The following is a 25,184-nucleotide window of genomic DNA, read 5'->3' as shown; positions in this document are numbered from 1 at the left end:
ACAAGGTATGCACTGACCACCAAATCACCCGGCAGTGGAAATAGTTGCGCAAACGATACAATTCGACTATAGTGAGTCGATCTCAGGTGCTGGTGGACCTCAGCCGGTCGTGCGGCCGGCGACCACCAGCGCCCAGCAGAGCGCGCCGAACCCGGCCGAGTTCGCGAGCGCGCGGAGGACGTTCCAGGCGACCCAGGTGCCCTCGAACCGCTGTCGAGCAGCGTCGAGGTCGGACGCCCCGGCCGCGGCGAGCGCGTCGTTCAGTGGGACGTTGACCGCCGCGGTGACGGCGAACATCACCAGATAGAGGGCGAGACCGACGAGGATCCACGGCAGCGCCGGGCGGCCGGCACCGCGCCAGGCCAGGATCGCCGACAACGCGGCGAGCACCGGTGTGCCCAGGAAGATCAGCAAGAACCAGCCGTTGACGATGGTGACGTTGATCCGCTGCATCACGTCCACGAACGCGCGGTCGTCGGCGCCCCGCAACGCCGGCATCACGGCGTAGGCGAAGGCGGCGAAGAGCCCGGCCATCAGCCCGGCCCCGACCGTGGCCCCGACCAACGACAGTTGCTGCACGAGTCGCATGCGCCCAGTCAACCCGCCGTCCGGTGGGACGGCCCATGGCCAGGACGCGCGATCCTGTGTGTAATCGTCTCCGTGGACGCCGTTGCCGGCCTGCTCGACGGGCCCCGGGCCCGCGGCGCCTTCCTGCTCCGTTCGATCCTGACGCCGCCCTGGTCGATGCTGATCCGGGACGAGGCGCCGCTCACCCTGGTCGCGGTGGTGAGTGGGGACGCCGCGATCGTGTCCGAGGAGGGCGCGGCGGCACGGCTCGGCGCCGGGGACGTGGCGATCGTGCGCGGCCCGGGTCCGTACACCGTCGCGGACGATCCGGCCACGCCGCCGCAGGTGGTCGTCCACCCCGGGCAGCGCTGCACCACGCCGGACGGGCGCGAGCTGTACGAGATGAGCCGGCTGGGCGTCCGCACCTGGGGCAACGGTCCGGACGGCCGGACGGTGCTGCTCACCGGCACGTACCCGGTCCGGGGTGCGGTCGGCCGGCGGCTGCTGGACGCGTTGCCGCCGCTCGTGGTGGTCCCGCGCGCGTCCTGGGACTCGCCGCTGGTGCCGCTGCTGGCCATCGAGATCGTCAAGGACGACCCCGGCCAGGAGGCGGTGCTGGACCGCCTGCTCGACCTGCTGCTCATCGCCGCGTTGCGGGAGTGGTTCGACCGGCCGGGAGCGGCGGCGCCCGCCTGGTACCGGGCGTACGCCGATCCGGTGGTGGGGCAGGCCCTGCGGATGCTGCACCACGACCCGGCCGGCCGTGGACCGTGGCGTCGCTGGCCGCCGGCGTCGGGATCTCCCGGGCGACGCTGGCCCGGCGCTTCACCGGGCTGGTCGGCGAGCCGCCGATGTCGTACCTCACCGGGTGGCGGTTGGCGCTCGCCGCCGACCTGCTGCGGGAACCCGGCGCCACGGTCGGCGCGGTGGCCCGCCGGGTCGGCTACGGCAGCTCGTTCGCGCTGAGCGCCGCGTTCAAACGCCGGTACGGCACCAGCCCGCGCCAACACCGTTCGTCGACAGGTGGACCGGCTCCTCGGAAGCCGGAATGATATCCACGCCCGTCTAAGGATGGGTGCGGCGGGCCGGAGCCGAACCGGCCGCCCGGGTGTCGGAAGGGGCCGGGATGACGGAGAGCGGGCAGCGCGGATGCTGCGGGGTCGATCGGCGTACGGTGCTGCGTGTCGCCACGCTCGGTGCGGGCGCGCTGGCGGTGGGCGGGGTGATGCCGCCCGGTGCCGCGTCCGCCGCGCCGGTCATCTACAACCCGTTCAGCGGCTACCCGATCACCGACACTTGGGAGGGGCACCTCAGCCGGGGCTCACGCGGCGGCATCGACTTCGGGATGGGGGTGGGGACGCCGCTGCCTGCCTGCGGCGCCGGCACCGTCCAGAACATCCCCTACAACGGTGACGGCGGGCACACCGTCACGATCCACCACGGTGACGGCTACCGCAGCCAGTACCTGCACCTGTCGCAGTTCCTGCTCGCCGACGGTGCCGGCGTGGGCGCGGGCACCATCGTGGGCCGCTCCGGCGGCGCGCAGGGCGCGCCCGGGTCGGGCAGCTCGACCGGCCCGCACCTGCACTGGCACATGATCGACCCGGCGGGGACGTACATCAGTCCGCTCGAATACATCGCCCGGAATCCCGCCGCCCAGCCGCGTCAGGTGTTCGAGGCGGCGAGCAACGCCGGGTGGCGGGCGCTGCCGGTCTCCGGCAGCGGGGGCGCGGTGACGGGCTCCGCGGTGGCGTCGATCGGATCGGGCGACACGAAGATCATTTACTCGCTGAACGGCGGGCGGGTCTTCGAGGCGGCCAGCAACGCGGGGTGGCGGAACCTGTGGACCGGGATCTCCGGCGCGCAGGGCACCGCGTTGGCGGCGTTGAGCCTCGGCGGCGAGAAGCTGATCTACAGCGTCGTCGGTGGTTACGTGCACGAGGCGAGCAGCTACAACGGCTGGCGCAACCTCAACAGCGGCATCAGCGGCGTCGCGTCCTCCTCGATCTCGGTGATCGCGCTGGCCGGCGTGAAGTACGTCTACAGCATCGTCGGCGGCTACGTGCACGAGGCGCACAGCGCCAACGGCTGGCGCAACCTCAACACGGGTATCGCGGCGTCGGCGGCGGCGGCGATCACGCTCGGCGACACGAAGATCATTTACTCGCTGAACGGCGGGCGGGTCTTCGAGGCGGCCAGCAACGCGGGGTGGCGGAACCTGTGGACCGGGATCTCCGGCGCGCAGGGCACCGCGTTGGCGGCGTTGAGCCTCGGCGGCGAGAAGCTGATCTACAGCGTCGTCGGTGGTTACGTGCACGAGGCGAGCAGCTACAACGGCTGGCGCAACCTGAACAGCGGCGTCCGTGGTGACACGGCGGCCGTGCTGGCGTTCGGCGGCGTCAAGCACATCTACGCCGCCTGACCCGCCGGGTGGACGGTCGGGCCGCCGGCAGGGGCGGCCCGACCGGTGGCGTCAGCGGGGACGCCGGGTCTTCGGCAGGTCGAACTGGTCCGCCCGGCGGCAGTCCTTTGGGCCGCCGACCGCGCCCGGGCCGACCCGGTCGAGGGCTTGGCGGGCCCGGTGCCGGCCCAGGTTCCAGGCGTACCAGGGGTCGGGCTGGTCGAGGTCGTCGGCGATCCAGCTCAGCGTGCAGCGGCGTACCGGGTCGGGGAGCCGGGTGAGGGCGGGCGTGGCGTCGGCGGACAGCGCGCGCAGGTACCAGGCGTCGATCTTGCCGGTCTGCTCGTACCGGAGGGTGTTGCGCCGGGCCGCGTAGTCCTCCGGGTTGAGCCTGCGTTTCGGCATTCCTAAGGGATGGCACTGACGACCGCTAGCGGCTTCAGCGTCGACGAAGCTCTCGCCCTTGGAACAGCGCATGAGCTTGACGGCGACACACCGGGGCAAATGTGGGGATCGGAAGATTCCAACACCGATCTACATAATAATCAGGTAGGAGCGCGCCTTGGCGCGAAAGTCATGTCCAAATGGAACTACGTCGCCCCCGTTGGTGCGACTGGTGGTGCTAAGCAGAAGATCGAGACGCGCCTGCTTGCGATGCTCAAGGGATATGATAGAAGCATGGGTCCTTATACTCGAGAAACGCGCGATGGCAGGCTGCGGCTTATTCCACCACCTGAGAAGTGAGCTGATGAGGAAGATTTTTTCAACGCTGGCGGTTTGTTTGATCCTCGCGTCTGTGAGTGGTTGCACCTTGCTGGCGCTAGGGGAGCCGCAGGTCACTAGTGTCGCGTGGGTTTCGCAGGACAGGCTCTACTACCTCCGTGAGGACGACTCCGAAATTAGCGAGTTGTGGCTGCGTGACGCGGGACGCGAGCGCAAGTTGGCATCCCAGTCGGATATGCCCACACCTTGTGGTCGGCTTGATTTTTTGTTCGCCGTCGAGCCGGGCACGCTGGGTCTTGGGATGGCATGCGATGGATTCCAGAGGTTGATTTCGTACTCGGAAACCGCTGCTTCATTCGATGACCTCCTGGACGTACCCTCGGCGGCCGATGTTGCTTTGAACGCTGACGGTCGAAGCGGTTACATCAGCAGCGGCAAGGACGACTGTTGGGGAATCCAACCGTTCGGAGATGTCGCCGCCGGCCAATTGATCGACTGGGATGAATTCTCCTGCCGCGTGGGAAAATCAGCCAAGGGCCCCGTTGTAGCTAGTGGCGGAAGCGTCGTTTTCGCTGCCACCAACGATCCTCCACCTGAGCAGTTAAAGGCGGAGGAGCGGCGCGTCTGGCGGTTAATGGTCGCCTCTACGGAGCGGGGAGAGGTGAAGCAGGTAGGGCCGGAATTGCATGGACTCCCTGATCTGGTCGGAGTGCCCGGAGGGAGTAAGGTGATCGTTGCAGTGTCTTACAATGGACCGGCCGATATCTTCGAAGTTGATCTTCAAAGTGGTGTATCCCGACGAATCCGCCAGGCGGACCTTGCAAAATCGCCAAGTGTCTCACCGGATGGCAAAAAGGTAGCGTTCGTGGATGGAAGGGGGACCATCGTTGTTCAAGGGCTCTCCTCCTGAGGTGGTCCATCACGGCGTTAACCTCTGCCCTTCGGTCAAGGCTGTTCGCGGATTGGGCTGAGAACGAAAGATGCTTCGACACGCGCCCCAGGTGCTTTCACGGCTCCGTCGGTGACTCGGTGAGCTCCTTGAAGGCGATCTTCGCAGCGGTTGGTCTCGGCGCATCTACCAGGCAGAGGGGTATTGCGCTGTCACCCAGCGTTTCGCCGGATGGCAAAGGAGTGGCTTTGTGGGCGGGGACCGGCTCTTGATTTTCCAGAAGCTTTCCTCATGAAGCCGTCTTGGGGCTGCTTATCTTGGAAGCTCGACCCCCGTCCCGTCGAGGCCGCCTTGAATGCTCACCACGTCGCCAGCTGGTCATCCGCCGCCTGTGACCGTCTGGTGCCACCCCGTCGAGCGGCCGGCGACCACGAGGGCCCAGCAGAGCGCGCCGAACCCCGCCGTGCCCGCCAGCGCACGGACCACGTTCCAGGCGACCCAGGTGGCCTCGAACCGCTGCCGGGCGGCGTGGAGGTCGGACGCGCCGGCCGCCCCCAGTGCGTCGTTCAGCGGCACGTTGACCGCGATCGTGACGCCGACCGTGATCAGGTAGAGAACGAGCCCAGCGATGAGCCACGGCAGTGCCGGACGACCCGCGCCGCTCCCGGCCAGGATCGCCGCCAGCGCGGCGAGCAGCGGCGTACCGAGGAAGAGCAGCAGGAACCAGCCGTTGACGATGGTCACGTTGATCCGCTGCATCGCGTCCACGAACGTGCGGTCGTCGGCCCCGCGCAGCGCCGGCATGACGGCGTAGGCGAACGCGGCGAAGAGCCCGGCCATCAGCCCGGCCCCGACCGTGGACCCGATCATCGACAGTTGCTGCACGAGTCGCATGCGCTCAGTCAACCGCCGTCCGGTGGGACGGCCCATGGCCAGGACGCGCGATCCTGTGTGTAATCGTCTCCGTGGACGCCGTCGCCGGCCTGCTCGACGGGCCCCGGGCCCGGGGCGCCTTCCTGCTCCGCTCGATGCTGACGCCGCCCTGGTCGATGCTGATTCGGGACGAGGCACCGCTCACCGTGGTCGCGGTGGTGCACGGCGACGCCTGGCTGGTGCCGGCCGAGGCCGCTGCCGCGCGGCTCGGCGCCGGAGATGTGGCGATTGTGCGCGGTCCGGCGCCGTACACCGTCGCGGACGATCCGGCCACGCCGCCGCAGGTGGTCGTCCACCCGGGCCAGCGCTGCATCACGCCGGACGGGCAGGAGTTGTACGAGATGGCCCGGCTCGGCTTCCGCACCTGGGGCAACGGCCCGGACGGCCGGACGGTGCTGCTCACCGGCACGTACCCGGTCCGGGGCGCGGTCGGCCGGCGGCTGCTGGACGCGTTGCCGGCGCTCGTGGTGGTCCCGCGCGTGTCCTGGGACTCGCCGCTGGTGCCGCTGCTGGCCGCCGAGATCGTCAAGGACGACCCTGGCCAGGAGGCGGTGCTGGACCGCCTGCTCGACCTGCTGCTCATCGCCGCGCTGCGGGAGTGGTTCGACCGGCCGGGAGCGGCGACGCCCGCCTGGTACCGGGCGTACGCCGATCCGGTGGTCGGGCGGGCCCTGCGGATGCTGCACCACGATCCGGCCCGGCCGTGGACCGTGGCGTCGCTGGCCGCCGGCGTCGGGATCTCCCGGGCGGCGCTGGCCCGGCGCTTCACCGGGCTGGTCGGTGAGCCGCCGATGTCGTACCTCACCGGGTGGCGGCTGGCGCTCGCCGCCGACCTGTTGCGGGAACCCGGCGCCACGGTCGGCGCGGTGGCCCGGCGGGTCGGCTACGGTAGCTCGTTCGCGCTGAGCGCCGCGTTCAAACGCCGGTACGGCGTGAGCCCGCGCCAGCACGTCGACCGGTCCGCCTAGCCGGCCCGGGGCGAGCGGGGTGCCCGCCCCGGGCCGGCGCCGGCTCAGCGGGCCCGGTACGCCTTCGGCAGCCGCATGCCGCGTTCGGCCATGAGCTGTCGGACCCGGTTCGGGTAGTCGGTGATGATTCCGTCCACGCCCAGGTCCATGAGCGCGGCCACGGTCGGCATGTCGTCGCAGGTCCAGGGGATGACCTTGAGCCCGCGCGCATGCGCGTCCGCGATCATGCGGGCGTCCGGGTAGAACCGGAAGGTCGGGTCGGCGATGGTGCCGTTCTGCGGGAACCCGTAGTTGGGGGAGAGCGCCGTGACGCCGGGAATGGCGTCGGCGGCGCGGACGAAGTCACCACCGAAGTCGTCCGCGTCGAGCCCGCCCAGCCACGGCGACGCGCCCGGCTGGCCGACCTGGAGGAAGTCATAGTTGGTCAGCGCCACCAGGGGCCAGCGCGGCGCCAGTCGGTGCATCGCCCGCAGCGCTCCCCAGTCGAACGACTGGATGGTGACCTGCCGCTCGATGCCGGAGCGGCGGATCTCCTCGAAGACGCGCCTGACGAACAGCTCGCGCGGCGCGGTCTGCTCGGGCGCCCCCGCCTCCACCTTGGTCTCGATGTTGAGCGTGATCCCGTACGCGCGGTTGCGCTTCACCAGGTCGAGCACGTCACGCAGCTCGGCCATCCGGACGCCGGCGATCCGCTCCTGCTCCGGGAAGCCCGGCAACTGCTGGTAACCGCAGTCCATCGTCTTGATCTGGGCGAGCGTCAGGTCCTTGATGTACTTCCCGACGTAGGGGTACGTCGAGTCGCCGGGGCGGACCGGGCCGGTGTCCCGGCACTTCTGTGCGCTGACCTGACGGTCGTGCGTGACGACGACCTTCTCGTCCCGGGTGACCTGGGTGTCCAACTCCAGCGTGGTGACGCCGAGCCGCATCGCCTTGGCGAAGCCGGCCAGCGTCTCCTCGGTGGTCATGCCGATGCCGCCACGATGGGCCTGCAGGTCGAAGTGGGTCCGCTGCGGCGGCACCCCGGGCCGGGTCGCCGGGCCGGCGTGGGCGGCCGTCGGCACGGCCAGCACCGCGCCGGCGACCAGTGCCGTCATGAGTCGACGGACGGACATGGAGGAACCTCCGCTACCTCGGTTGATGGTGCGCAACCGAAGCTAGGTGCCCCGGGCGGTGGGGACCGTGGCGACCAGGTGAGGGGAGGATGAACGGTCGCGGGCGAGCCGGTCCCGGTCGGGCCACGCGTCCGGGCGGCCCGACCGGTGGGCGTCAGCGGGGACGCCGGGTCTTCGGCAGGTCGAACTGGTCCGCCCGGCGGCAGTCCTTCGGGCCGCCGACCGCGCCCGGGCCGACCCGGTCGAGGGCTTGGCGGGCCCGGTGCCGGCCCAGGTTCCAGGCGTACCAGGGGTCGGGCTGGTCGAGGTCGTCGGCGATCCAGCTCAGCGTGCAGCGGCGTACCGGGTCGGGGAGCCGGGTGAGGGCGGGCGTGGCGTCGGCGGACAGCGCGCGCAGGTACCAGGCGTCGATCTTGCCGGTCTGCTCGTACCGGAGGGTGTTGCGCCGGGCCGCGTAGTCCTCCGGGTTGAGCACCGCGAGGCCGAGCAGCATCGCCACCGCCAGCGCCACGGTGGTGCCGGGGATCCACCTGCCCTGCCACCGCACGCCGGCCGCCAGGATCATCAGGAAGACCGCGCCGAGCAGCAGCTCGAACGCCATCACGAAGATCCGCTCGCCGGTGAAGCTGTAGACCTTCTGGTAGGTCCACATCCGGGACAGCGCCGACACCACGATGACCACGCTCAGTGCGCTGAGCAGGCCGAGCAGGACGCGCAGCAGGTTGCGTTCGACCGGCCGCTCCCGGCCGGCCCAGCGGCTCACCGCGCCGAGCACCGCCACGGTCAGCAGCGTGACGAAGAGCAACTGCCAGAAGCCGCTGCGGGCGTACTCCGCGTAGCTGAGCCCGGCGACCTTCTGCACGTGCCGTTCGCCGCCGAAGAGCACGGTGAACTGCACCACCACGAAGCCGGCGAAGAGCAGCGTCAGCGCCGCGATGGCCGGCGCCCACTCCAGCAGGCCGAGCCGCCGCCCGCCCGACTGGTCCACGGTGGACAGGTCCGGCGGGGCGGCCAGCGTGTAGACGGCGGCGACCGCGATCAGCCCGCCCACCGCGGCCAGGAACAGCCCGCGGAACACCATGCCGAGGTCGACCTCGGGCACGACCGTGGCGAGCGCCTCGGAGAACGCCGCGTCGGCCGAGGCGAGCAGGCTGCCGAAGACCACCAGCACCACCACGGTGGCGACCACCGAGACGGTGACCTTGCGGACCGTCGCCGCCCCGGGCGAGGCGGTGACGTGGCCGCGGACCCAGGGCAGCCCCCGGAACGCCGCGAACGGCGTGGCGACCAGACCGAACAGGATCGAGCGGACCAGCCGGCCGCCGACGATCGCCAACGTGGCGCAGCCCAGCGCGCCGAGCACGCAGAACGTCACCAGCCACCAGGCGTTGCGGAACGCCGGCACGGCGAGCAGGGCCAGGGCCGCCGCCGCCCAGCCGGCCCGGATCAGCCGGTCGGCGCGGGACAGTTCGGCGGTGCGGGTCCGGACCGCGAACAGCACCCCGAGCGTGAGCGTGAGCCAGCCGAGGAACCAGCCGATGCCGACCCGGCTCAGCGGTACGAATATCGCACTGCCGAGCGCGCCGGCGAGCACCGCGAACGGCGCAGCCCGACCGGTGGCCGGTTTCGGGCCGGGCCAGCGCGCACCCAGGAACGAGGTGCGGGGCGTCCGCGGCCGGGGCGCCCATCCCGGTGCCGGCGGGTAGCTGGTCCACGGTCGTGGGTCCTGGTGCCCCCGCCCGGGCACCAACGGTGCCGCTCCACCGTGGACCGGAGGAAAGACATGCCCTACGGTCGCCGTCGGGGCGCCATGAGGGCCGGCCGTACCGTCCGGGGCCGCCGGCAAGCCCGGTGCGGACGGCGTGGCGACCGGCGCGGCGGTGCCCACCGGGGCGGGCGCGCCGGCGACCGGAGCCGGGGCCGGCCCCGCGGTGGTCGACGTCGACGAGGTGACCGGGGCGGCATCCGGCGGCGCTGCGACCGGCTCGTCGCCGACCGGTCGGCCGACGGAGCCGGCCGCAGCCGCGCCGCTGTCGTCCCGGTGCGACCCGACCGGCGGCGCGGCGCCCGGTCGCGTCGGACCGTCCGTCGGCGGCATGGCGTCCGGGGGCCCGGCCGGGGCGGTGGTGGTCGGGGTCTCGACGGCCGGCGGCGCGGCCTGGGCGGGCACGCCGGTCGGCGTCGGCTGGCCGGCGGCCGGGACCAGCGGCACGAACAGCGCGTAGCCCTGGGTGCCGGGCGGCACGACGACCGGTATCGCCCACGCCGGTTGGCCCTCCCCGCCGGGCCACGGCACCGGGGGCGGCGCGCCCCCCGCCGTGGGCAGCACCAGCAGGTACGGCTGTGCGGTGGGCGGCAGGTCGCCCGTCGGAGAGCCGTCCGTGGGGGCGGGACGGGGCGGCTCGGAATGCTGTGCCGGCTCGGGCAAGACGCGCTCCTCGATCACAGGGTGTCGTCACTGTAAGGCCCGCCCCGACCGCTCCGCCGCCCCGGTTGTCCGTTCGGCCAGCCGAGCCTGACCGGTCGTGGCACCGGTGCGGATCGAACCTTTGCCGCTTCCGGCCCGTACCAGTGCGCGGGAGGTCGATCACATGGGCACACGTCGCGCGCTCGTCGCGTTCGCCGTCATCGGCACGACGCTGCTGCTCACCGCCGTGCCGGCGAGCGCCCACGGCGCGCCGACCAGCCCGCTGAGCCGCGCGGCGGCGTGCGGTCCGGAGGGTGGGCGGGCGGAGACACCGGCCTGCCGGGCCGCGATCGCGGCCGGCGCGGCGGTACGGGAGTGGGACAACATCCGGGTGGCCCGGATCGACGGGCGGGACCGGGAGCGCATTCCGGACGGCGAGCTGTGCAGCGGCGGGCTCTCCGCGTACCGCGGGCTGGACCTGCCCCGGACCGACTGGCCGGCCACCACGCTCACCGCCGGCGCCCGGCACACCTTCCGCTACCGCACCACGATCCCGCACCGGGGCACGTTCCGGTTCTACGTCACCACCGCCTCGTACGCCCCGGACGCGCGGCTGACCTGGGCCGACGTGGAGCGCAAGCCGTTCCTGTCGGTGACCGACCCGCCAATCCGCGACGGCGCGTACGAGATGCCGGGACGACTGCCGGCCGGGCGCACGGGCCGGCACCTCATCTACGTGATCTGGCAGAACTCGAACACCCAGGACACCTACTACTCCTGCTCCGACGTGATCTTCCGCGCGTCCTCGCGGGCCACCCGGCCGGCCGCACCGGCGGCGAGCGCGGCGGTGCCGCGTACCCGCTCGGAGTCGGCGACCGCGGACGCGCCGGGAGTGCCGGTCGCGGCGGTGACCGGGACCGGCCCGTTCTCCCGGCCGCTGGTCGTCGGGGCGGCGGCGGTGGCGGTCGCCGCGCTGCTCGCGGCCGTGCTCGGCCGGCGGATGCGGCGGGCCGGCGGCCCACCGCCCGGGCGCCCGTGCGGGGTTCGTAACCATCGCGCCGGGCGGCGCCGGATCTGGTGAGGCGACGGCCCCGGCGCGGCCCGGGTCGTCGCGCGCGCCGGTGACCGGCCGCGCAGTCACCCGACCGGTCGCTTCCGCGTTGCCCCGGTGTCGGACCCGCCAGGGCAACGCAGAGGAGTGTCGATGTTCCTACGTCTCGCAGTGGTACTCACGGTGCTGGCCGCCGCCGTTCCGGTCGGCCCGTCCGCGTCGGCGGCGCCACCCGTCGCCGCCGACGACTTCTCGCTGACCGTCGCGCCCGTCGCCGTCACGGCGGTGGCCGGACATCCGGCCCGGGCGACCGTCGACACGGCCACCACCAGCGGGGCGCCGCAGCCGGTGGCGCTGCGGGTGACGAACCTGCCCGCGGGCGTCTTCGCCGCCGTCACGCCGGCCACGGTGACGAGCGGGGCCTCGGCCACGGTGTCCGTCCAGACCTCCGTCTCCGCCCGCGCCGGCACCTTCACGCTCGTCGTCGAGGGCGTCGGCGCGACGCTGCGGCGCCAGGCGGCGCTGCGGCTGGTGGTGCGGACGCCGACCGCCGTCCGGGCCGCCTTCTACTACCCGTGGTTCCCGGAGGCGTGGCGGCAGGGCGGGCTGGACCCGTACACCAACTACCGGCCGAGCCGGGGAAGCTACACGGTGGACGCGACGGTGGTCCGGGAGCAGGTGGCGGACATGCGGTACGGCGGCATCACGGTCGGGCTGGCCTCCTGGTTCGGCCAGGGCACCACCACCGACCGGCACTGGCCGGCGCTCTTCCAGGGGGCCCGGGACACCGGGTTCGCCTGGGCGCCCTACTACGAGCCGGAGGGGAGGGGCCGGCCCACCCCCGACCAGATCGCCGCCGACCTGCACTACCTGCGCAGCACGTACGGCGGGGACCGCTCGGCGCTGGCCGTGCTGCCCGGTCGGGGCATGGTGGTCTTCGTCTACAACGCCCTCGACCTGACCATGGCCGAGGGTTGCGGGACCGTCGACCGCTGGGTCCGCGCCCGGTCGTTGCTCCAGCGGCTCTGGGGCGAGTCCATCTATCTCAACCTGAAGGTGTTCTCCGGCTACCGCCACTGCGCCAACAGCGTCACCGTGGACGGCTGGCACCAGTACGCCCCGGCCCATCCCGAGTCCGACTTCAGCGGGGCGCCGGGCGGCGCGTACTCCGTCTCGCCGGGTTTCTGGAAGGCCGGGCTGCCGTACGGGCGCTCGCCGTTCCTGTCCCGCAACCTGGACCGGTGGCGGGCCGGGGTGGCCCGGATGACCGCCTCCGGGGCGTTCTGGCAGCTCGTCACCACGTACAACGAGTGGGGCGAGGGGACGGCGGTCGAGAGTTCCGTGGGGTGCCGGGGCGTCGCGCCGGCGGGCGCGCTCTGCGACTGGAGCGGTGGTGGCCGGTCCGAGTTCGTCACCGTGCTGCACGACCACCCGCCGGTCGTGACGTCCGGCTGACGTCGGCGCGCGGCGTCGACCACGTGCCGCCGCCGCGCGACCGTCGCGTTCCGCTGTCCAAATAACGCATTGCCGCCCCGAGCCGGGGCGTCTCCATTCACAACTGCGCCATTGTTGCGACGCGGCGCGTCGCGGCGGTGGCGCAGTTTTTTCGTGGTGCCCGACGCGCGTCGCGCGGCAACGTGAAAGCCCTACCTTTGCCGCCCCTGAGCTGGCAATGTGCCTCGTCTATCTATGAACCACTGCGGTCCGGTTCGTTTATTGCACGTGTCGTGGTGCTGACGTTTCAGGAACTGGAAGTCCTCTGTTAACCCTCCGTACTCTTTGCGTATCCGAGCCGCCACCCCGTGCTGCGGGTTCGTCCCTTACTGGGCTCCGGGAAATCGATTCATTTCTCCGGCGGACGGTTCTGCATCCAGTGCCCGTCATCAACGTGGCTCACGCCGCTCGTGCCGACCATGGGGGTTGACATGAACAGAGTCGGATCCGGAGTTCGCGACCGGCGAACCGAACCGGAGGCGCAGCTCCAGGCGCTGCACGAGGCGGACGAGGGCCGCCCGCCCCGACTGACCGTCATCGTGCCCACCCGGAACGAGGCGGAGAACGTCCCGATCCTGCTGGCGCGGCTCGGCCCGCTGCTGGCGCCGCTCGACGCCGAACTCCTCGTGGTCGACGACAGCGACGACGGCACGCCGGGGGTGCTCGCCCGGGTGGCCGCGGCGGCGTCGATCGACGTACGGCTGCTGCACCGGCCGCCGCACGCCCGCGCCGGCGGACTGGGCGGCGCGGTCCTGCTCGGCACCGCGCACGCCCGCGGCGAGTGGGTGCTGGTGATGGACGCCGACCTCCAGCACCCGCCGGCCGCGGCGGCGACGCTCGCGCGGATCGCCATGCGCCACGACGTCGACGTCGTCATCGGCACCCGGTACGCCGGCAACGGCTCCCCGGGCGGGCTCGACGGGGCCCTCCGGACGGCGACCTCGTCCTGGGCGACCCGACTGGTGAAGGGCATGTTCCCGCGTCGGCTGGCGACGGTGAGCGACCCGATGAGCGGGCTGTTCGCCTTCCGCCGGGCCGCGGTACGCCTGGACAGGATGAACCCGATCGGCTTCAAGGTGCTGCTGGAGTTGCTGGTGCGCCATCCCGGCGCCCGGGTCGCCGAGGTGGCGTACGACATGGCGCCCCGGCACGGCGGCCGGTCGAAGGCGTCCCTGCGGGAGGGCGTGACGTTCCTGCGACACCTGGCCCGGCTGCGGGGCCGCCGCCTCGTCGGGCAGATCCGGCGGAGCCCGCGTACCCACGTCGAGCGGCTGCGTGAACTGGGCCGGATGATCGCGTTCGGCATGGTCGGGCTCTCCGGCATGGTGGTGAACACCGCCGTGCTCTGGTTCTGCTACGAACCCGCCCGGATGCACCACCTGATCGGTGCGGCGCTGGCCACCCAGGTCTCCACCTCGTGGAACTTCCTGCTGATCGACAGCCTGATCTACCGGCGGAACCGGCACGGCTCGTTCGCCGCCCGGGCGGCCCGGTTCTTCCTGCTCAACAACGCGTTGCTGCTGTTGCGGCTGCCCGTGCTCCAGGCTCTGGTGTGGGCGGGGGTCGGCATCCTGGTGGCCAACGCGGTCACCCTGGTGGCGCTCTTCCTGGTCCGGTTCCTGGTCAACGACCGGGTCATCTACACCGCCGTCGACAAGGCCCGACGCGACCCGGTGCGGTTGCTCGTCGCCGGCGCCTCCGAGGCGCCCAGCACCCCGTCGCGCCGGCGCTACCAGTACCTCAAGTACCGCTACGACGTCGCCGGCGTGGTGACCATCGGCTCGCAGATCATGCTGCCGGAGCTGGAGTTCTTCCGGGCCCAGTGGGTGCCCGACTCCGAGGTGGACATCGCGGTGCGGGTCAGCGACATCGGCGGTCGTGGGCCGCAGCGCCGCGCGGCCATGACCCAGTACGCCGACCAGTCCGTGCTGCGCTACGAGGAGCAGCTCGGCCGGTGGGGCGCGAACTTCCGCATCCAGCTCGGACCGCCGATCGAGATCCAGGTCGGCCCGCTGCTGGCCCACTCGCCGCACGTGGTCTACACCAACATCATCGAGGCGCTGCTCCGGTTCGTCATGGTGGCCCGGGGCCACATGCTGCTGCACTCCGCGTGCGTCACGCTCGACGGGGTCGGGGTGATGCTCTCGGCGCTCACCGACACCGGCAAGACCGCCACCGTGCTGCGGCTGCTCCGCGACCACGGCGGTCTCTTCCTCTCCGACGACATGACGATCGTCCGGCCGGACGGGGTGGCGACCTGCTTCCCCAAGCCGCTCACCATCAGCGCGCACACGCTCCGTGCGGTGCAGGCGCAGGACCTGACGCCCGCCGAGTGGCGGCGGCTGCAACTCCAGAGCCGCCTGCACTCCAAGGGTGGCCGGTCCCTGGCGCTGACGCTCAGCCGGTTCAACCTGCCGATCATGGGGATCAACGCGGTCACCCAGCTGCTGATCCCGCCGCCGAAGTACAGCGTCGACCGGCTGGTGCCGTGCCGGATCGGCACCACCACCCGGGTGGAGGAGCTGTTCGTCATCGAGCGCGGCAAACCCGACATCACCGAGCTGGGCGCCGCCGACACGCTCGACCGCATGATCGACAACACCGACGACGCGTACGGGTTCCCGCCGTTCCGGTACCTCGCGCCGTCCATCACGATCGACGGCCAGGGGTACGTCCAGCTCCGGGCACGGGAGCGGGACATCCTCGCCGGTTTCCTGTCCCACGTCCGCAGCCGGGTCGTCGTCTCGGACACCTTCGGCTGGGCCGACGACATCCCCCGGCTGCTGCGGGAGGAACGCGCCGGCCGGGGCGCCCCGGTGGTGCCCGCCCAGCCGTGGCCGAGTTGGAGCGGTGACCTGACGGTGGCGGGAGGGCCGGCGTGAGCGTGAGCCATCCGGCCACCACCGACACGCTGCCCGAGCAGCGGCGGGGCGAGGCGCAGCGACCGGTGAGGTCCGCGCCGCCGTCCTGGCTGCCGGCGCTGCGGCGGCCACGGTGGAAGGTGGCCGGTGGACTGACCGGGGTCGCCGTGCTGGCGCTGTTCGTCCGGACGTGGCAGATCGACGCGTTCGGCTTCAACAGCGACGAGGCGGTGTACGCCGGGCAGGCCGCCTCGCTCGCCGGCAACCCCCGCTACACCGAGTACTTCCCCGTCTTCCGGGCCCACCCGATGCTCGTCCAGGCGCTGCTGTCGCCGTTCTTCCGGGCCGGGGAGGTGGACGTGGCCGGCCGGCTGGTCGTGGTGGCGCTCGGCGTGCTGACCGTGCTCGCGGTCTACCCGCTGGGCGCGCGGCTCTACACCCGGCGGGTCGGGCTCATCGCCGCGCTGTTGCTGGCCGTGATGCCGTACCACGTGGTGGTGACCCGGCAGGTGCTGCTGGACGGGCCGATGGTGCTGCTGGCCACGCTCACGCTGTACTGCATGGTCCGGTTCGTCCAACGGCAGGACGCGCTCTGGTACGTGGCCACCGCCGCCATGCTCGGCGTCACCATGCTGGCCAAGGAGACCAGCATCGTGCTGGCCGGCAGCGTCTACGCGTTCCTGGCGCTCACCCCGGGCGTACGCCGGCCGGTGCGGGCCACGCTGCTGGCGCTGCCGGTGCTGGCGCTGGTCTTCGCCACCCATCCGATCTCCCAGGCGTTGGCCGGCCGCACCGAGACCGGGCGCAACTACCTCGTCTGGCAGTTGTTCCGGCGCCCCAACCACCCGATGTCGTTCTACCTGGAGAACGTGCCCTCGTCGATCGGGCTGCTGGTGCTGCTCGCCGCGTTCGGGGGCCTGTGGTGGGCCCGTCGGCAGCGGAGCTGGCGGGAGACGCTGCTGCTGTCCTGGATCGCCGTGCCGGTGGTCTTCTTCCAACTCTGGCCGGTCAAGGGTTTCCAGTACCTGCTGCCGGTCGTCGTGCCGGTGGCGGTGCTCGCCGCGCGGGCGTTGGTCGTCCTGCCGGTGCCGGCCCGGGTCGCCGCCGTCCCCCGGCGGGTGATGCCCCGGGCCCGCGTCCACCTGGTGGTCCGGCTGGTGGCCGTCGCCACGGTCGCGCTGAGCCTCCTCGGACCGTGTTGGCGGGCGGTCAGCCAGCAGGGTGGGGCGCACTTCCTGGCCGGCTCCGGCGGCGTGCCGGGCGGCCGGGAGGCCGGGAGGTGGTTGACCGACCACACGCCGGACGGGTCGGTGATCCTCACCCTCGGCCCGTCCATGTCGAACATCATCCGCTACTACGGCCAGCGGCAGAGCTACGGGCTGTCGGTCAGCCCGAACCCGTTGCACCGCAACCCGTCCTACGTGGCGCTCAACAACCCGGACGGGTGGCTGCGCAACAACAACCTGCACTACATCGTCTGGGACTCGTTCTCCGCGCGTCGCTCGACGTTCTTCGCCGACCGGCTGGCGACCCTCGTCCGGCGCTATCACGGCCGGATCGTGCACACCGAGTACGTCGGCGGCGCCGACGCCTCCGGCCGCGCCGTTCCCGTCCCCGTGATCATCATCTATGAGGTGCGTCCATGACCCGTCGGAACGATTCCGTGCTCCGGCGCCGCGCCGGGCGGCTGTCGGCCGTCGCCGTGCTGCTGGCCCTGGCCGTGGTGACGGCGACGCCGGCCGCCGCGTCGGCCGCCCCGGCGACGCCGACGTCACCGACCACGCCGATCGAGAACCTGGTCTTCCTGATGCAGGAGAACCACACGTTCGACAACTACTTCGGCACCCGGCCCGGGGTGGACGGCATCCCGAAGGGCGTCTGCATGCCGATGCGGGCGGACCTGCCGGAACCCTGCGTCAAGCCGTTCCACATCGGCAAGCTGGGCGCGATCGACCTCGACCACTCCGCCGACGCGTTCGCCCAGCAGTACAACGGCGGCCGGATGAACGGCTTCGTGGAGGGGGTGAGCAAGGCGGGCAAGGACGGCCGGATGGCGATGGCCTACTACGACGACCGCGACCTGCCGTACTACTGGAACCTGGCCGACGAGTACGTGCTCTTCGACCGCTTCTTCAGCTCGTCGCACTCCGGCAGCATCCGCAACCACATGTACCGGGTCACCGGTGGTCCGGGCGCGGCCGGCAAGGCGGAGACCATCCCGGCGACCGGCTGGGGGAACATCCCGACCATCTTCGACCGGCTGGAGGCGGCCGGGATCAGTTGGAAGTTCTACGTGCAGAACTACGACCCGACCATCACGTTCCGGTCCCGGGTCGAGGAGGAGGACATCGACCGGGGCGCGCAGGTCATCTGGGTGCCGCTGCTGGGATACGCCCGCTACGTCGACGAGCCACGCCTGTTCTCCAAGATCGTGGATCTCGACGAGTACTACGCGGACGCGGCCAGGGGCGACCTGCCGGCGGTCTCCTTCATCGCGCCGGCCGGCAACAGCGAGCACCCGCCGGGCAACATCGGCGCCGGCCAGAACCTGGTCCGGGCGCTGCTGACGCAGCTCATGCGGTCCCCCGAGTGGTCCTCCTCGGCCTTCATCTGGTCGTACGACGACTGGGGCGGCTGGTACGACCACGTCAAACCGCCGAGGGTCGACCAGTACGGCTACGGGTTCCGGGTGCCGGCGCTGCTGGTCAGCCCGTACGCCCGGCGCGGACGGGTCGACTCCACCACGCTCGACTTCACCTCGGTGCTCAAGTTCATCGAGATCAACTGGCGGCTGAGACCGCTCGCCAGCCGGGACGCCAAGGCGAACACGTTCCTCGACGCGTTCGACTTCGACGCCCCGCCCCGCCCCGGCGTCCTGCTCAGCGCCGAACGCACCACTGTCGCGTTGAAGCGGCCCGACCCCCGGCCGGTCTACGGCTCGTACGCCACCGCGCTGCTGCTGGTCGGCGCGCTGGTCGGCGCCGCGGCCGTCCGGGGTCGGCGGCGGTCGCGGTGAGCGCCGCCCGCCGGCTGCTGCCGCCGCTGCTCCTGGTGCTCCTGGCCGTCCTGCTCACCCCGGTCGCCGCCACCGCGGCACCCCGCTCCGCGCTGCCCGGCACGCTGCACCTGCAGATGGTGCCGCCGATCCGGGGCGTGCCGGTCGCGGTGGACGGCAACACCGGCCGCTCGGACGCCAAGGGCCGGGTGAACATCCGGGTGAAGAACTTCCTCGGGCTCGACAACCGGCTCACGGTCGGGTCGGCGACGGTCGGCGCCGACCGGAAGGCGGTGCTCGACCGCATCCGGGGCAGCGTGGACCACGGCGTCCGGGACCGGATCGTCGAGGTGGGCCTGCGCACGATCCGGCGGGTGAGCTGGCGCTACACCGACCGGTTCGGGTCACCGGTGCCGGCCCGGCGGGCGACCGCGATGCGGCTGCGCAGCAACACCGGCGAGATCATCGAGCTGACCGGCGACCAGTTGACGAGGCCGCTCTGGGTCGCCGAGAGCCGCACCCAGCAGGGGCCCCGGGGGCTCGTCTCGAAACGTCTCTACTACGTGGTGGACGCCGTGGTGGTGGACGGCACCTCGGTGGTGAACCGGGCCGGCCAGAAGTTCGTGCCCTGGGACCGGCAGGCCTGGGTGGTGCAGCTGCTCTTCTTCAAGGTGTCGTTCACCGCCTCGGACATGCTCTTCCCCCGGCGGGCCGGCAGCGGGATCCAGCTCACCCGGGCCGACGGGCGGGTGCAGCGGCTGGGGTTCGGCCCGGACGGCACCGTGCTGGTCCCCGACCTGCCCCGGGGCACCTACACCCTGACCGTCCGCGGCGGCGGCCTCTCCTTCGGCCGACCGGTGACCATCAGCCGGGACCAGGAGGTGACGCTCACCGTGATCAGCATCGTCGACCTGACCCTGGTGGCGGTGGGCGTGCTCGGGGTGGCCGTCGGGTTGGTCCTGCTGGGCCGCCCGCACCTGCGCCGCCCGTTCCGGGCGCTCCGCCGCGCCGCGCGACGGTCCGGTCGGCGTCGCTGGCGGCCACGCGCCGCCGTCGGCCTGGTGCTGGTGCTGGTGGCGGTCGCCGCGGCGAGCCTGCCGGCGGGCCGGGCCCAGGCCGCGTGCGCCCGATCCGGGCCCGCGGCGACCCCGACCTCGTCGCCGGTTCCGGTGCTGGCCTACTACTACATCTGGTTCAACCCCAGCTCGTGGAACCGGGCGAAGACCGACTATCCGGTGCTCGGCCGCTACTCCAGCGACGACCAGGAGATCATGCGGCGGCACGTCCGGATGGCCAAGGCCGCCGGGGTCACCGGCTTCCTGGTCTCCTGGAAACACACCGAGCAACTCGACGAACGACTCGCCGCGCTGGTCGAGGTCGCCCGCGCGGAGAGCTTCCGGCTCGGCATCGTCTACCAGGGCATCGACTTCAGTCGTAAGCCGTTACCGCTGGCCACGGTCCGGACCGACCTGGCCCTCTTCGCCGAACGCTACGCCGCCGACCCGGTCTTCGGGATCTTCGACCAGCCCGTGGTGATCTGGAACGGCAGCGACAGGTACTCCGCCACCGAGGTCGCGGACACCGTCCGCCAGGCCCAGGAGAAGCTCCAGGTTCTCGGCACCGCCAAGAGCGTCTCGGTGGTGAACAGCCAGTCGACCCTGGACGGGCAGGCGTACTACTGGTCGTCCGCCGACCCGCTCGTCGACAAGAGCCGGGACAAGCTCACCGCGATGTCCCGGGCCGTCCATCTCCGGGGCGGGCTGTGGATCGCCCCGGTCTCGCCCGGCTTCGACGCTCGCCAGATCGGCGGGAGAAGGGAGGTGCCCCGCCGGGACGGCGAGACCCTGCGCGCGTCCTTCGCCGCCGCCCGGCTCTCCCAGCCCGACGCCCTCGGCGTCATCAGCTGGAACGAGTTCACCGAGAACACCTACGTGGAACCGAGCGAACAGTGGGGCAGCAGGTACCTGGAGGTCCTGGCCGACCTGCTCGGCGTCGCCCCGCACCCGGACGCGCAACTGGACAGCAGCGCCGAGGGCGACAACTGGGGCCTGCCCGCCTGGGCCGCGCTGATCCTGGCGGTCGGCGCGGTGGTCCTGGTGCCGCTCTGGCTGTACCGCCGTCGACGGCGTGCGCGAGCCGCCGCCACACCGTCGACCCCATCCGGCGCCACGCGGTCCGAGGAGGCGCCGCTCCACCACTGACCGGGCGACCCGATGTCGCGGCCGGCCCGGACCACCCTCCACACCGTTCTGGAGGAGCAATGACAACTCAATCCCGATCCCCGCTCCGTCTCCTGGCGCCGGCCCTGGTCCTGGTCCTGGTCCTGGTCGGCCTTGCTCCGCCCGCTACCGCGGCACCCGCCGGCACCCCGGCGAAGCCGCACGCCACCACCGCGGCCCAGGTGGCCCGGGCCGCCGCGGCCGTGACGCTCAACCCGGTCGCCGACGCCTGGGTGGACGCCGCCCACCCGACGGTCAACGCGGGGCGGACCGCCTCGCTCCGCGTCGACGCCGTGCCCCGGCAGGTCGCCTACCTGCGCTTCGAGGTCACCGACGTGGCCACGGACCCGACCGCGGTGCTGCGTCTCTACGTGGAGACCGCCAGCAGCACCGGGGTGGACGTCCACCCCGTCGCCGACGACACCTGGGACGAGAACACCATCACCTACGACAGCGCCCCACCGATCGGCGCGACGGTCGTCCGCAGCGGACCGGTGGGCGCGGACACCTGGGTGTCGGTGAACGTCTCGTCGCTGGTCACCGGCAACGGGCCGGTGACCGTGGCGCTCACCACCACCAACGACACCGGCCTGCGGGTGACCAGCCGGGAGGGCGTCAACAAGCCGCAACTGTTGAGCCCGGCACCGCCCAACCCGTCGCCGTACGTGGTGACCCGGACCGGGGCGACGACCTACCGGGCGGCCTCCGACGTCACCGGTGAGACCTACACCGGCAGTCTCAAGACCGTGCTGGAGAGCGCCGTGGTCGAGCTGAACCGGCTGGGCGGCGGCACGGTCCGGTTCGAGGCCGGCACGTTCGACTTCGGCGCGGAGTACATGAAACTGGAGGGCATCCGCAAGGTGACCTTCGTCGGCGCCGGCATGTACGACACGCTGATCCGCAACGACAACTCGTCGGCAGGGGACACCGAGCCGTTCAACACCAAGGGCTGGGACGGGGTGATCGTCCGGGACCTCGCGGTCTCGGCCGGCGGGGCGTTCCGGAGCACAAGCGACGCGCTCGACTTCGACGACGGCAACAACATGGTCGTGGAGCGGGTGCGGGTGACCGCGTCCCGGGGGCGGGGCATCGTGTTCGACGGCAAGAACCAGACCTGGACGTCGATGGGCAACACGGTCCGGGACTGCGTCATCAGCGGCGCCCAGAGCGACGGCGTCGAACTGCTGGCGACCAGCGGTGACACGGTCACCGGTTGCACCATCACCAACGTGGGCGGGCACGGCATCCAGGTCAACCGCGCCTCGTCCACGGCCGACCAGCCGAACAAGACGGCCGACCACAACCTGATCAGCGACAACGTCGTCGACCAGGCCGGGCAGGACGGCATCAACATCAACAGCGGCACCGGCAACCAGATCATCGACAACCACGTCACCGACAGCGCCGACGACACGCCCAACCGGGACGGCATCCGGGTCACCACCGCGACCGGGATCACCTGCGTCGACACCGTGGTCAGCGGGGACGTGGCCGTCGACGACCAGACCGTCAAGACGCAGCGTTACGGGCTCTACGTCACCGAGGGCTGCAACGCGACTGTGGTCGGGCCCGGCAACACGTTCACCCCGAACCGGGTGAGCGCGGTCCGGGACGCCGGCAACGGCACCATCTTCCAGTAGCGTCGCGCGTCCTCAGGCACCGGCGAGGATCTGGTCGATCTCGGCCAGGTCCTCGCCCGCGAGGTCCAGGTCGTCCAGCGCGGCGACGTTGCCGGCCAACTGCTCGACACTGCTCGCGCCGATGATCAGGCTGGTCATCCGCGGATCACGCAACGCCCAGACCAGGGCGAGCTGGGCCAGGCTCTGCCCCCGCCGCCGGGCCACCTCGGCGAGCGCGCGGACAGTGGCCATCCGCGACTCGTCCAGGTCGCTCTCGTTGAGGAAGACGCTGGTCCGCACGCGCGAGTCGGCCGGGATGCCGCCCAGGTAACGGTCGGTGAGCAGGCCCTGGGCCAGCGGGCTGAACGCGATGCACCCGGCGCCGACCTGGTCCAGCGTGTCCAGCAGGCCGTCGGACTCGGTCCAGCGGTTGAGCATCGAGTACGACGGCTGGTTGATCAGCAGCGGGGTGCCCAGGTCCCGGAGGATCTCGGCGGCCCGGGCGGTCTGCTCCGAGTCGTAGTTGGAGATGCCCACGTAGAGCGCCTTGCCCGAGCGGACGACCGCGTCCAACGCGCCCATCGTCTCCTCGAGCGGGGTGTCCGGGTCGAACCGGTGCGAGTAGAAGATGTCCACGTGATCCAGGCCCAACCGGCGCAGCGACTGGTCCAGCGACGAGATCAGGTACTTCCGGGAGCCCCACTCGCCGTACGGGCCGGGCCACATCAGGTAGCCGGCCTTGCTCGACACCACCAGCTCGTCCCGGTACGGCTTCAGGTCGGTGGCGAGCAGCCGGCCGAACACCTCCTCCGCCGCGCCCGGCGGCGGGCCGTAGTTGTTGGCCAGGTCGAAGTGGGTGATGCCGAGGTCGAAGGCGCGGCGGACGATGTCGCGCTGCCGTTCGAAGGGTCGGTCCGGCCCGAAGTTGTGCCACAGGCCGAGGGAGATGACGGGCAGCTTCAGCCCGCTGCGGCCGCTGCGCCGGTAGAGCATCGAGTCGTAACGGTCGTCGCTGGCGAGGTAGGTCACCCGATCATTCTGCGCCCACCGGCGAACCGGTGTGCGGCCACCGGGGCGCGGGTAGCGTCGGAGCCATGCGTTTCGTGCGGCTCGACACTCCCAAGCCCATTTCCAAGATCGGCCTCGGCACGTGGCAGTTCGGCTCCCGCGAGTGGGGCTACGGCGCCGACTACGAGCGGCGGGCGGCCGAGATCGTGCGGCGGGCGCTCGACCTCGGGGTCACCCTCTTCGACACCGCCGAGCTGTACGGCTTCGGCCGCAGCGAACGCATCCTCGGCGCCGCGCTCGGTGCCGACCGGGCGAAGGTGGTGGTGGCCAGCAAGATCTTCCCGCTGTTGCCGGTCGCCCCGGTGGTGCAGCAGCGGGCGGTGGCCTCCGCCGCCCGGCTCGGCGTCGACCACGTCGACCTCTACCAGGTGCACCAGGCCAACCCGGTGGTCGCCGACACCACCACCATGCGCGGCATGCGCTCGTTGCAGGACGTCGGGCTGGTCGGCGAGGTCGGGGTCAGCAACTACGACCTGCGCCGGTGGCGGTTCGCCGAGGCCGCGCTGGGCCGCCGGGTGCTGAGCAACCAGGTCCGCTACAGCATGATCGACCGCGGCCCGGAGGAGGACCTGATCCCGTACGCGGAGCAGGCCGGCCGGATCGTCATCGCGTACAGCCCGCTGGCGCAGGGGTTCCTCTCCGGCCGCTACGACGCCACCAACCCGCCGTCCGGGGCGGTGCGCCGGGCCAACCCGTACTTCCTGCCGGAGAACCTGGCCCGCGGCACCGAACTGATCGCCACGCTGCGCGAGGTGGCCGACGCACACGACGCCACGCCGAGTCAGATCGCGCTCGCGTACGTGCTGCGGCACCCGAACGTGGTGGCCATCCCCGGCGCGTCCGGGGTGGAGCAGATGGAACGCAACGCGGCCGCCGCCGACATCGACCTGGCCGACGACGAGTACGCCGCGCTGGTCGCCGCCGCGCACGCGTTCCGGCCGGTCACCGGCCTGGCCGCGATGCCCCGGCTGATCCGCGCCCGACTGGGGAAGTGACCGCATGGACGACGTCACCGCACTGATCCTGGACGACCACGCCGCCTTCCGGCGCGGCTTCGCCCGACTCGACGACGCCCGCGACCCGGCCGAGATGCTGGCGATCTGGGAGGCGCTCGCCCTGCACCTGGACATCCACGCCGAGGCGGAGGAGGCCATCCTCTATCCGCACCTGGTGAAGCACGGCGACGACGGCGAGGACGAGACCGCCGACGCGATCGGCGACCACAACAAGATCCGCGACGCGATCGCCGAGGCCAAGCTGCACGAGGTCGGCTCGGACGCCTGGTGGGCGGCGGTCGGCACGGCCCGCCGGGAGAACAGCGAGCACCTGGCCGAGGAGGAGGACGAGGCGCTGCCCGACTTCCGCCGGCACGCGAGCGTGGAGCTGCGGGCCGAGCTGGGGGCGCGTTGGCTCACCTTCTACGGCGAGCACAAGAACGGCCGGGACCTGCCGTTCCGCGACAAGGACCCGCAGGGCTACGTGCGCGACCACCGCTGACGGGCCGGTCTCCCCGGCGCGGGGGAGTCGCCCGGCGACCGGCGACGGGACAATGACCGGACGACGGTCCGGGGCGCGCTCGCGCCGCTGGTGCGCGGCAGCACCTGGCGGCGTGCCGTGTTCCTGCTGCTCGGCGGCGTGCTCGCACTGCCGTACGCGCTGCTGGTGGTGGCGTTCGCGCAGCTCCTGACCAGCACCGAGGTGCCGCGCCCGCTCGGGCTCGGGCTGCTCACCGCCCCACGGTTCTGGGCGTTGACCGGCGGGTTCAGCCTCACCACGCTGCCGATGCTGCTCTGGCCGCTGCGGGCGCTGACCGCCCCCGGTGGTCGGTCCCGGTCACGGGGCGGGACCGACCACCGGGCGACGCGGGAAAACTGAGC

Annotated in this window: 20 protein-coding genes and 1 pseudogene; 15 read left to right on the top strand and 6 right to left on the bottom strand. The window is 71.9% G+C overall.

The genetic code is table 11. From position 1 onward, the window contains the following. Window positions 1–99 precede the first annotated feature (99 nt). Entirely contained in the window at window positions 100–588 is a 489-nt protein-coding gene (locus tag AB0B02_RS20180; protein ID WP_357302355.1) for an anthrone oxygenase family protein, read from the bottom strand. A gap of 72 nt (window positions 589–660) precedes the next feature. Between AB0B02_RS20180 and AB0B02_RS20175 the strand changes: the two are divergent. After that, a pseudogene (locus AB0B02_RS20175) lies at window positions 661–1,619 on the top strand (AraC family transcriptional regulator). A 74-nt stretch (window positions 1,620–1,693) separates the two neighbouring features. Further along, complete coding sequence (locus AB0B02_RS20170; RefSeq protein WP_357302352.1) at window positions 1,694–2,989, top strand: M23 family metallopeptidase; 1,296 nt, start codon at window positions 1,694–1,696, stop codon at window positions 2,987–2,989. 51 nt (window positions 2,990–3,040) lie between these two features. On the opposite strand, the gene AB0B02_RS20165 is transcribed toward AB0B02_RS20170, so the two are convergent. Next, window positions 3,041–3,373 (bottom strand): DUF4153 domain-containing protein, encoded by a 333-nt coding sequence (locus tag AB0B02_RS20165; protein ID WP_357302349.1) that lies wholly within the window; start codon window positions 3,371–3,373, stop codon window positions 3,041–3,043. 9 nt (window positions 3,374–3,382) lie between these two features. Here AB0B02_RS20165 and AB0B02_RS20160 point away from each other — a divergent pair, with 9 nt between their 5' ends. Further along, window positions 3,383–3,712, top strand: coding sequence for a hypothetical protein (locus tag AB0B02_RS20160; protein ID WP_357302346.1), 330 nt, complete (start codon window positions 3,383–3,385; stop codon window positions 3,710–3,712). A gap of 4 nt (window positions 3,713–3,716) precedes the next feature. After that, window positions 3,717–4,601 (top strand): hypothetical protein, encoded by an 885-nt coding sequence (locus AB0B02_RS20155; protein WP_357302343.1) that lies wholly within the window; start codon window positions 3,717–3,719, stop codon window positions 4,599–4,601. 357 nt (window positions 4,602–4,958) lie between these two features. Here AB0B02_RS20155 and AB0B02_RS20150 read toward each other — a convergent pair whose 3' ends face one another. Continuing rightward, the gene (locus tag AB0B02_RS20150; RefSeq protein ID WP_357302340.1) at window positions 4,959–5,474 is read right to left on the bottom strand and encodes an anthrone oxygenase family protein; all 516 of its coding nucleotides are present in this window, start codon (window positions 5,472–5,474) and stop codon (window positions 4,959–4,961) included. 71 nt (window positions 5,475–5,545) lie between these two features. Here AB0B02_RS20150 and AB0B02_RS20145 point away from each other — a divergent pair, with 71 nt between their 5' ends. After that, window positions 5,546–6,481, top strand: coding sequence for an AraC family transcriptional regulator (locus AB0B02_RS20145; RefSeq protein ID WP_357302337.1), 936 nt, complete (start codon window positions 5,546–5,548; stop codon window positions 6,479–6,481). A gap of 44 nt (window positions 6,482–6,525) precedes the next feature. Here the strand turns inward: AB0B02_RS20145 and AB0B02_RS20140 are convergent, their stop codons facing one another. After that, window positions 6,526–7,593 carry a glycerophosphodiester phosphodiesterase family protein gene (locus tag AB0B02_RS20140; protein WP_357302334.1) on the bottom strand — a complete coding sequence of 356 codons (1,068 nt, stop codon included), beginning with the start codon at window positions 7,591–7,593 and terminating at the stop codon, window positions 6,526–6,528. Window positions 7,594–7,747: 154 nt separating this feature from the next. After that, window positions 7,748–10,021 (bottom strand): DUF4153 domain-containing protein, encoded by a 2,274-nt coding sequence (locus AB0B02_RS20135; protein ID WP_357302331.1) that lies wholly within the window; start codon window positions 10,019–10,021, stop codon window positions 7,748–7,750. Window positions 10,022–10,184: 163 nt separating this feature from the next. On the opposite strand from AB0B02_RS20135, the gene AB0B02_RS20130 reads away from it, so the two are divergent. The 7 genes from AB0B02_RS20130 (at window position 10,185) to AB0B02_RS20100 (ending at window position 22,260) form a co-directional block, all read left to right on the top strand. After that, complete coding sequence (locus tag AB0B02_RS20130; protein ID WP_357302328.1) at window positions 10,185–11,081, top strand: lytic polysaccharide monooxygenase; 897 nt, start codon at window positions 10,185–10,187, stop codon at window positions 11,079–11,081. A 123-nt stretch (window positions 11,082–11,204) separates the two neighbouring features. Next, window positions 11,205–12,506 (top strand): hypothetical protein, encoded by a 1,302-nt coding sequence (locus AB0B02_RS20125; protein ID WP_357302325.1) that lies wholly within the window; start codon window positions 11,205–11,207, stop codon window positions 12,504–12,506. A 470-nt stretch (window positions 12,507–12,976) separates the two neighbouring features. Beyond that, entirely contained in the window at window positions 12,977–15,427 is a 2,451-nt protein-coding gene (locus AB0B02_RS20120) for a glycosyltransferase (protein WP_281943944.1), read from the top strand. Further along, window positions 15,424–17,052: a glycosyltransferase family 39 protein gene (locus AB0B02_RS20115; RefSeq protein ID WP_281943942.1), complete on the top strand. Its 1,629-nt coding sequence runs from the start codon at window positions 15,424–15,426 to the stop codon at window positions 17,050–17,052. Before AB0B02_RS20120 ends, AB0B02_RS20115 begins: the two co-directional genes overlap by 4 nt. Continuing rightward, a complete protein-coding gene (locus tag AB0B02_RS20110) occupies window positions 17,049–18,422 on the top strand; it encodes an alkaline phosphatase family protein (protein ID WP_357302321.1) in 1,374 nt (457 codons plus the stop codon). The genes AB0B02_RS20115 and AB0B02_RS20110 overlap by 4 nt, the downstream gene beginning before the upstream one ends. Continuing rightward, window positions 18,419–20,602 (top strand): hypothetical protein, encoded by a 2,184-nt coding sequence (locus tag AB0B02_RS20105; protein ID WP_357302318.1) that lies wholly within the window; start codon window positions 18,419–18,421, stop codon window positions 20,600–20,602. Before AB0B02_RS20110 ends, AB0B02_RS20105 begins: the two co-directional genes overlap by 4 nt. A 59-nt stretch (window positions 20,603–20,661) precedes the next feature. Then, entirely contained in the window at window positions 20,662–22,260 is a 1,599-nt protein-coding gene (locus AB0B02_RS20100; RefSeq protein ID WP_281943937.1) for a DNRLRE domain-containing protein, read from the top strand. A 12-nt stretch (window positions 22,261–22,272) separates the two neighbouring features. On the opposite strand, the gene mgrA is transcribed toward AB0B02_RS20100, so the two are convergent. Further along, window positions 22,273–23,268 (bottom strand): L-glyceraldehyde 3-phosphate reductase, encoded by a 996-nt coding sequence (mgrA, locus tag AB0B02_RS20095; RefSeq protein ID WP_357302315.1) that lies wholly within the window; start codon window positions 23,266–23,268, stop codon window positions 22,273–22,275. Window positions 23,269–23,333: 65 nt separating this feature from the next. On the opposite strand from mgrA, the gene AB0B02_RS20090 reads away from it, so the two are divergent. The 3 genes from AB0B02_RS20090 to AB0B02_RS20080 all read left to right on the top strand — a co-directional run bounded on the left by AB0B02_RS20090 (window position 23,334) and on the right by AB0B02_RS20080 (window position 25,182). Continuing rightward, entirely contained in the window at window positions 23,334–24,302 is a 969-nt protein-coding gene (locus tag AB0B02_RS20090) for an aldo/keto reductase (protein ID WP_281943933.1), read from the top strand. A gap of 4 nt (window positions 24,303–24,306) precedes the next feature. Further along, window positions 24,307–24,804 carry a hemerythrin domain-containing protein gene (locus AB0B02_RS20085; protein WP_357302311.1) on the top strand — a complete coding sequence of 166 codons (498 nt, stop codon included), beginning with the start codon at window positions 24,307–24,309 and terminating at the stop codon, window positions 24,802–24,804. Window positions 24,805–24,894: 90 nt separating this feature from the next. After that, window positions 24,895–25,182, top strand: coding sequence for a hypothetical protein (locus AB0B02_RS20080; protein WP_357302308.1), 288 nt, complete (start codon window positions 24,895–24,897; stop codon window positions 25,180–25,182). Window positions 25,183–25,184 lie beyond the last annotated feature (2 nt).

This window comes from Micromonospora sp. NPDC049240 (genome assembly GCF_040647835.1).
Taxonomy (GTDB): Bacteria; Actinomycetota; Actinomycetes; order Mycobacteriales; family Micromonosporaceae; genus Micromonospora.
Note: the sequence above shows the minus strand (reverse complement) of the source record. Positions and strands in the feature narration are given on the sequence as shown.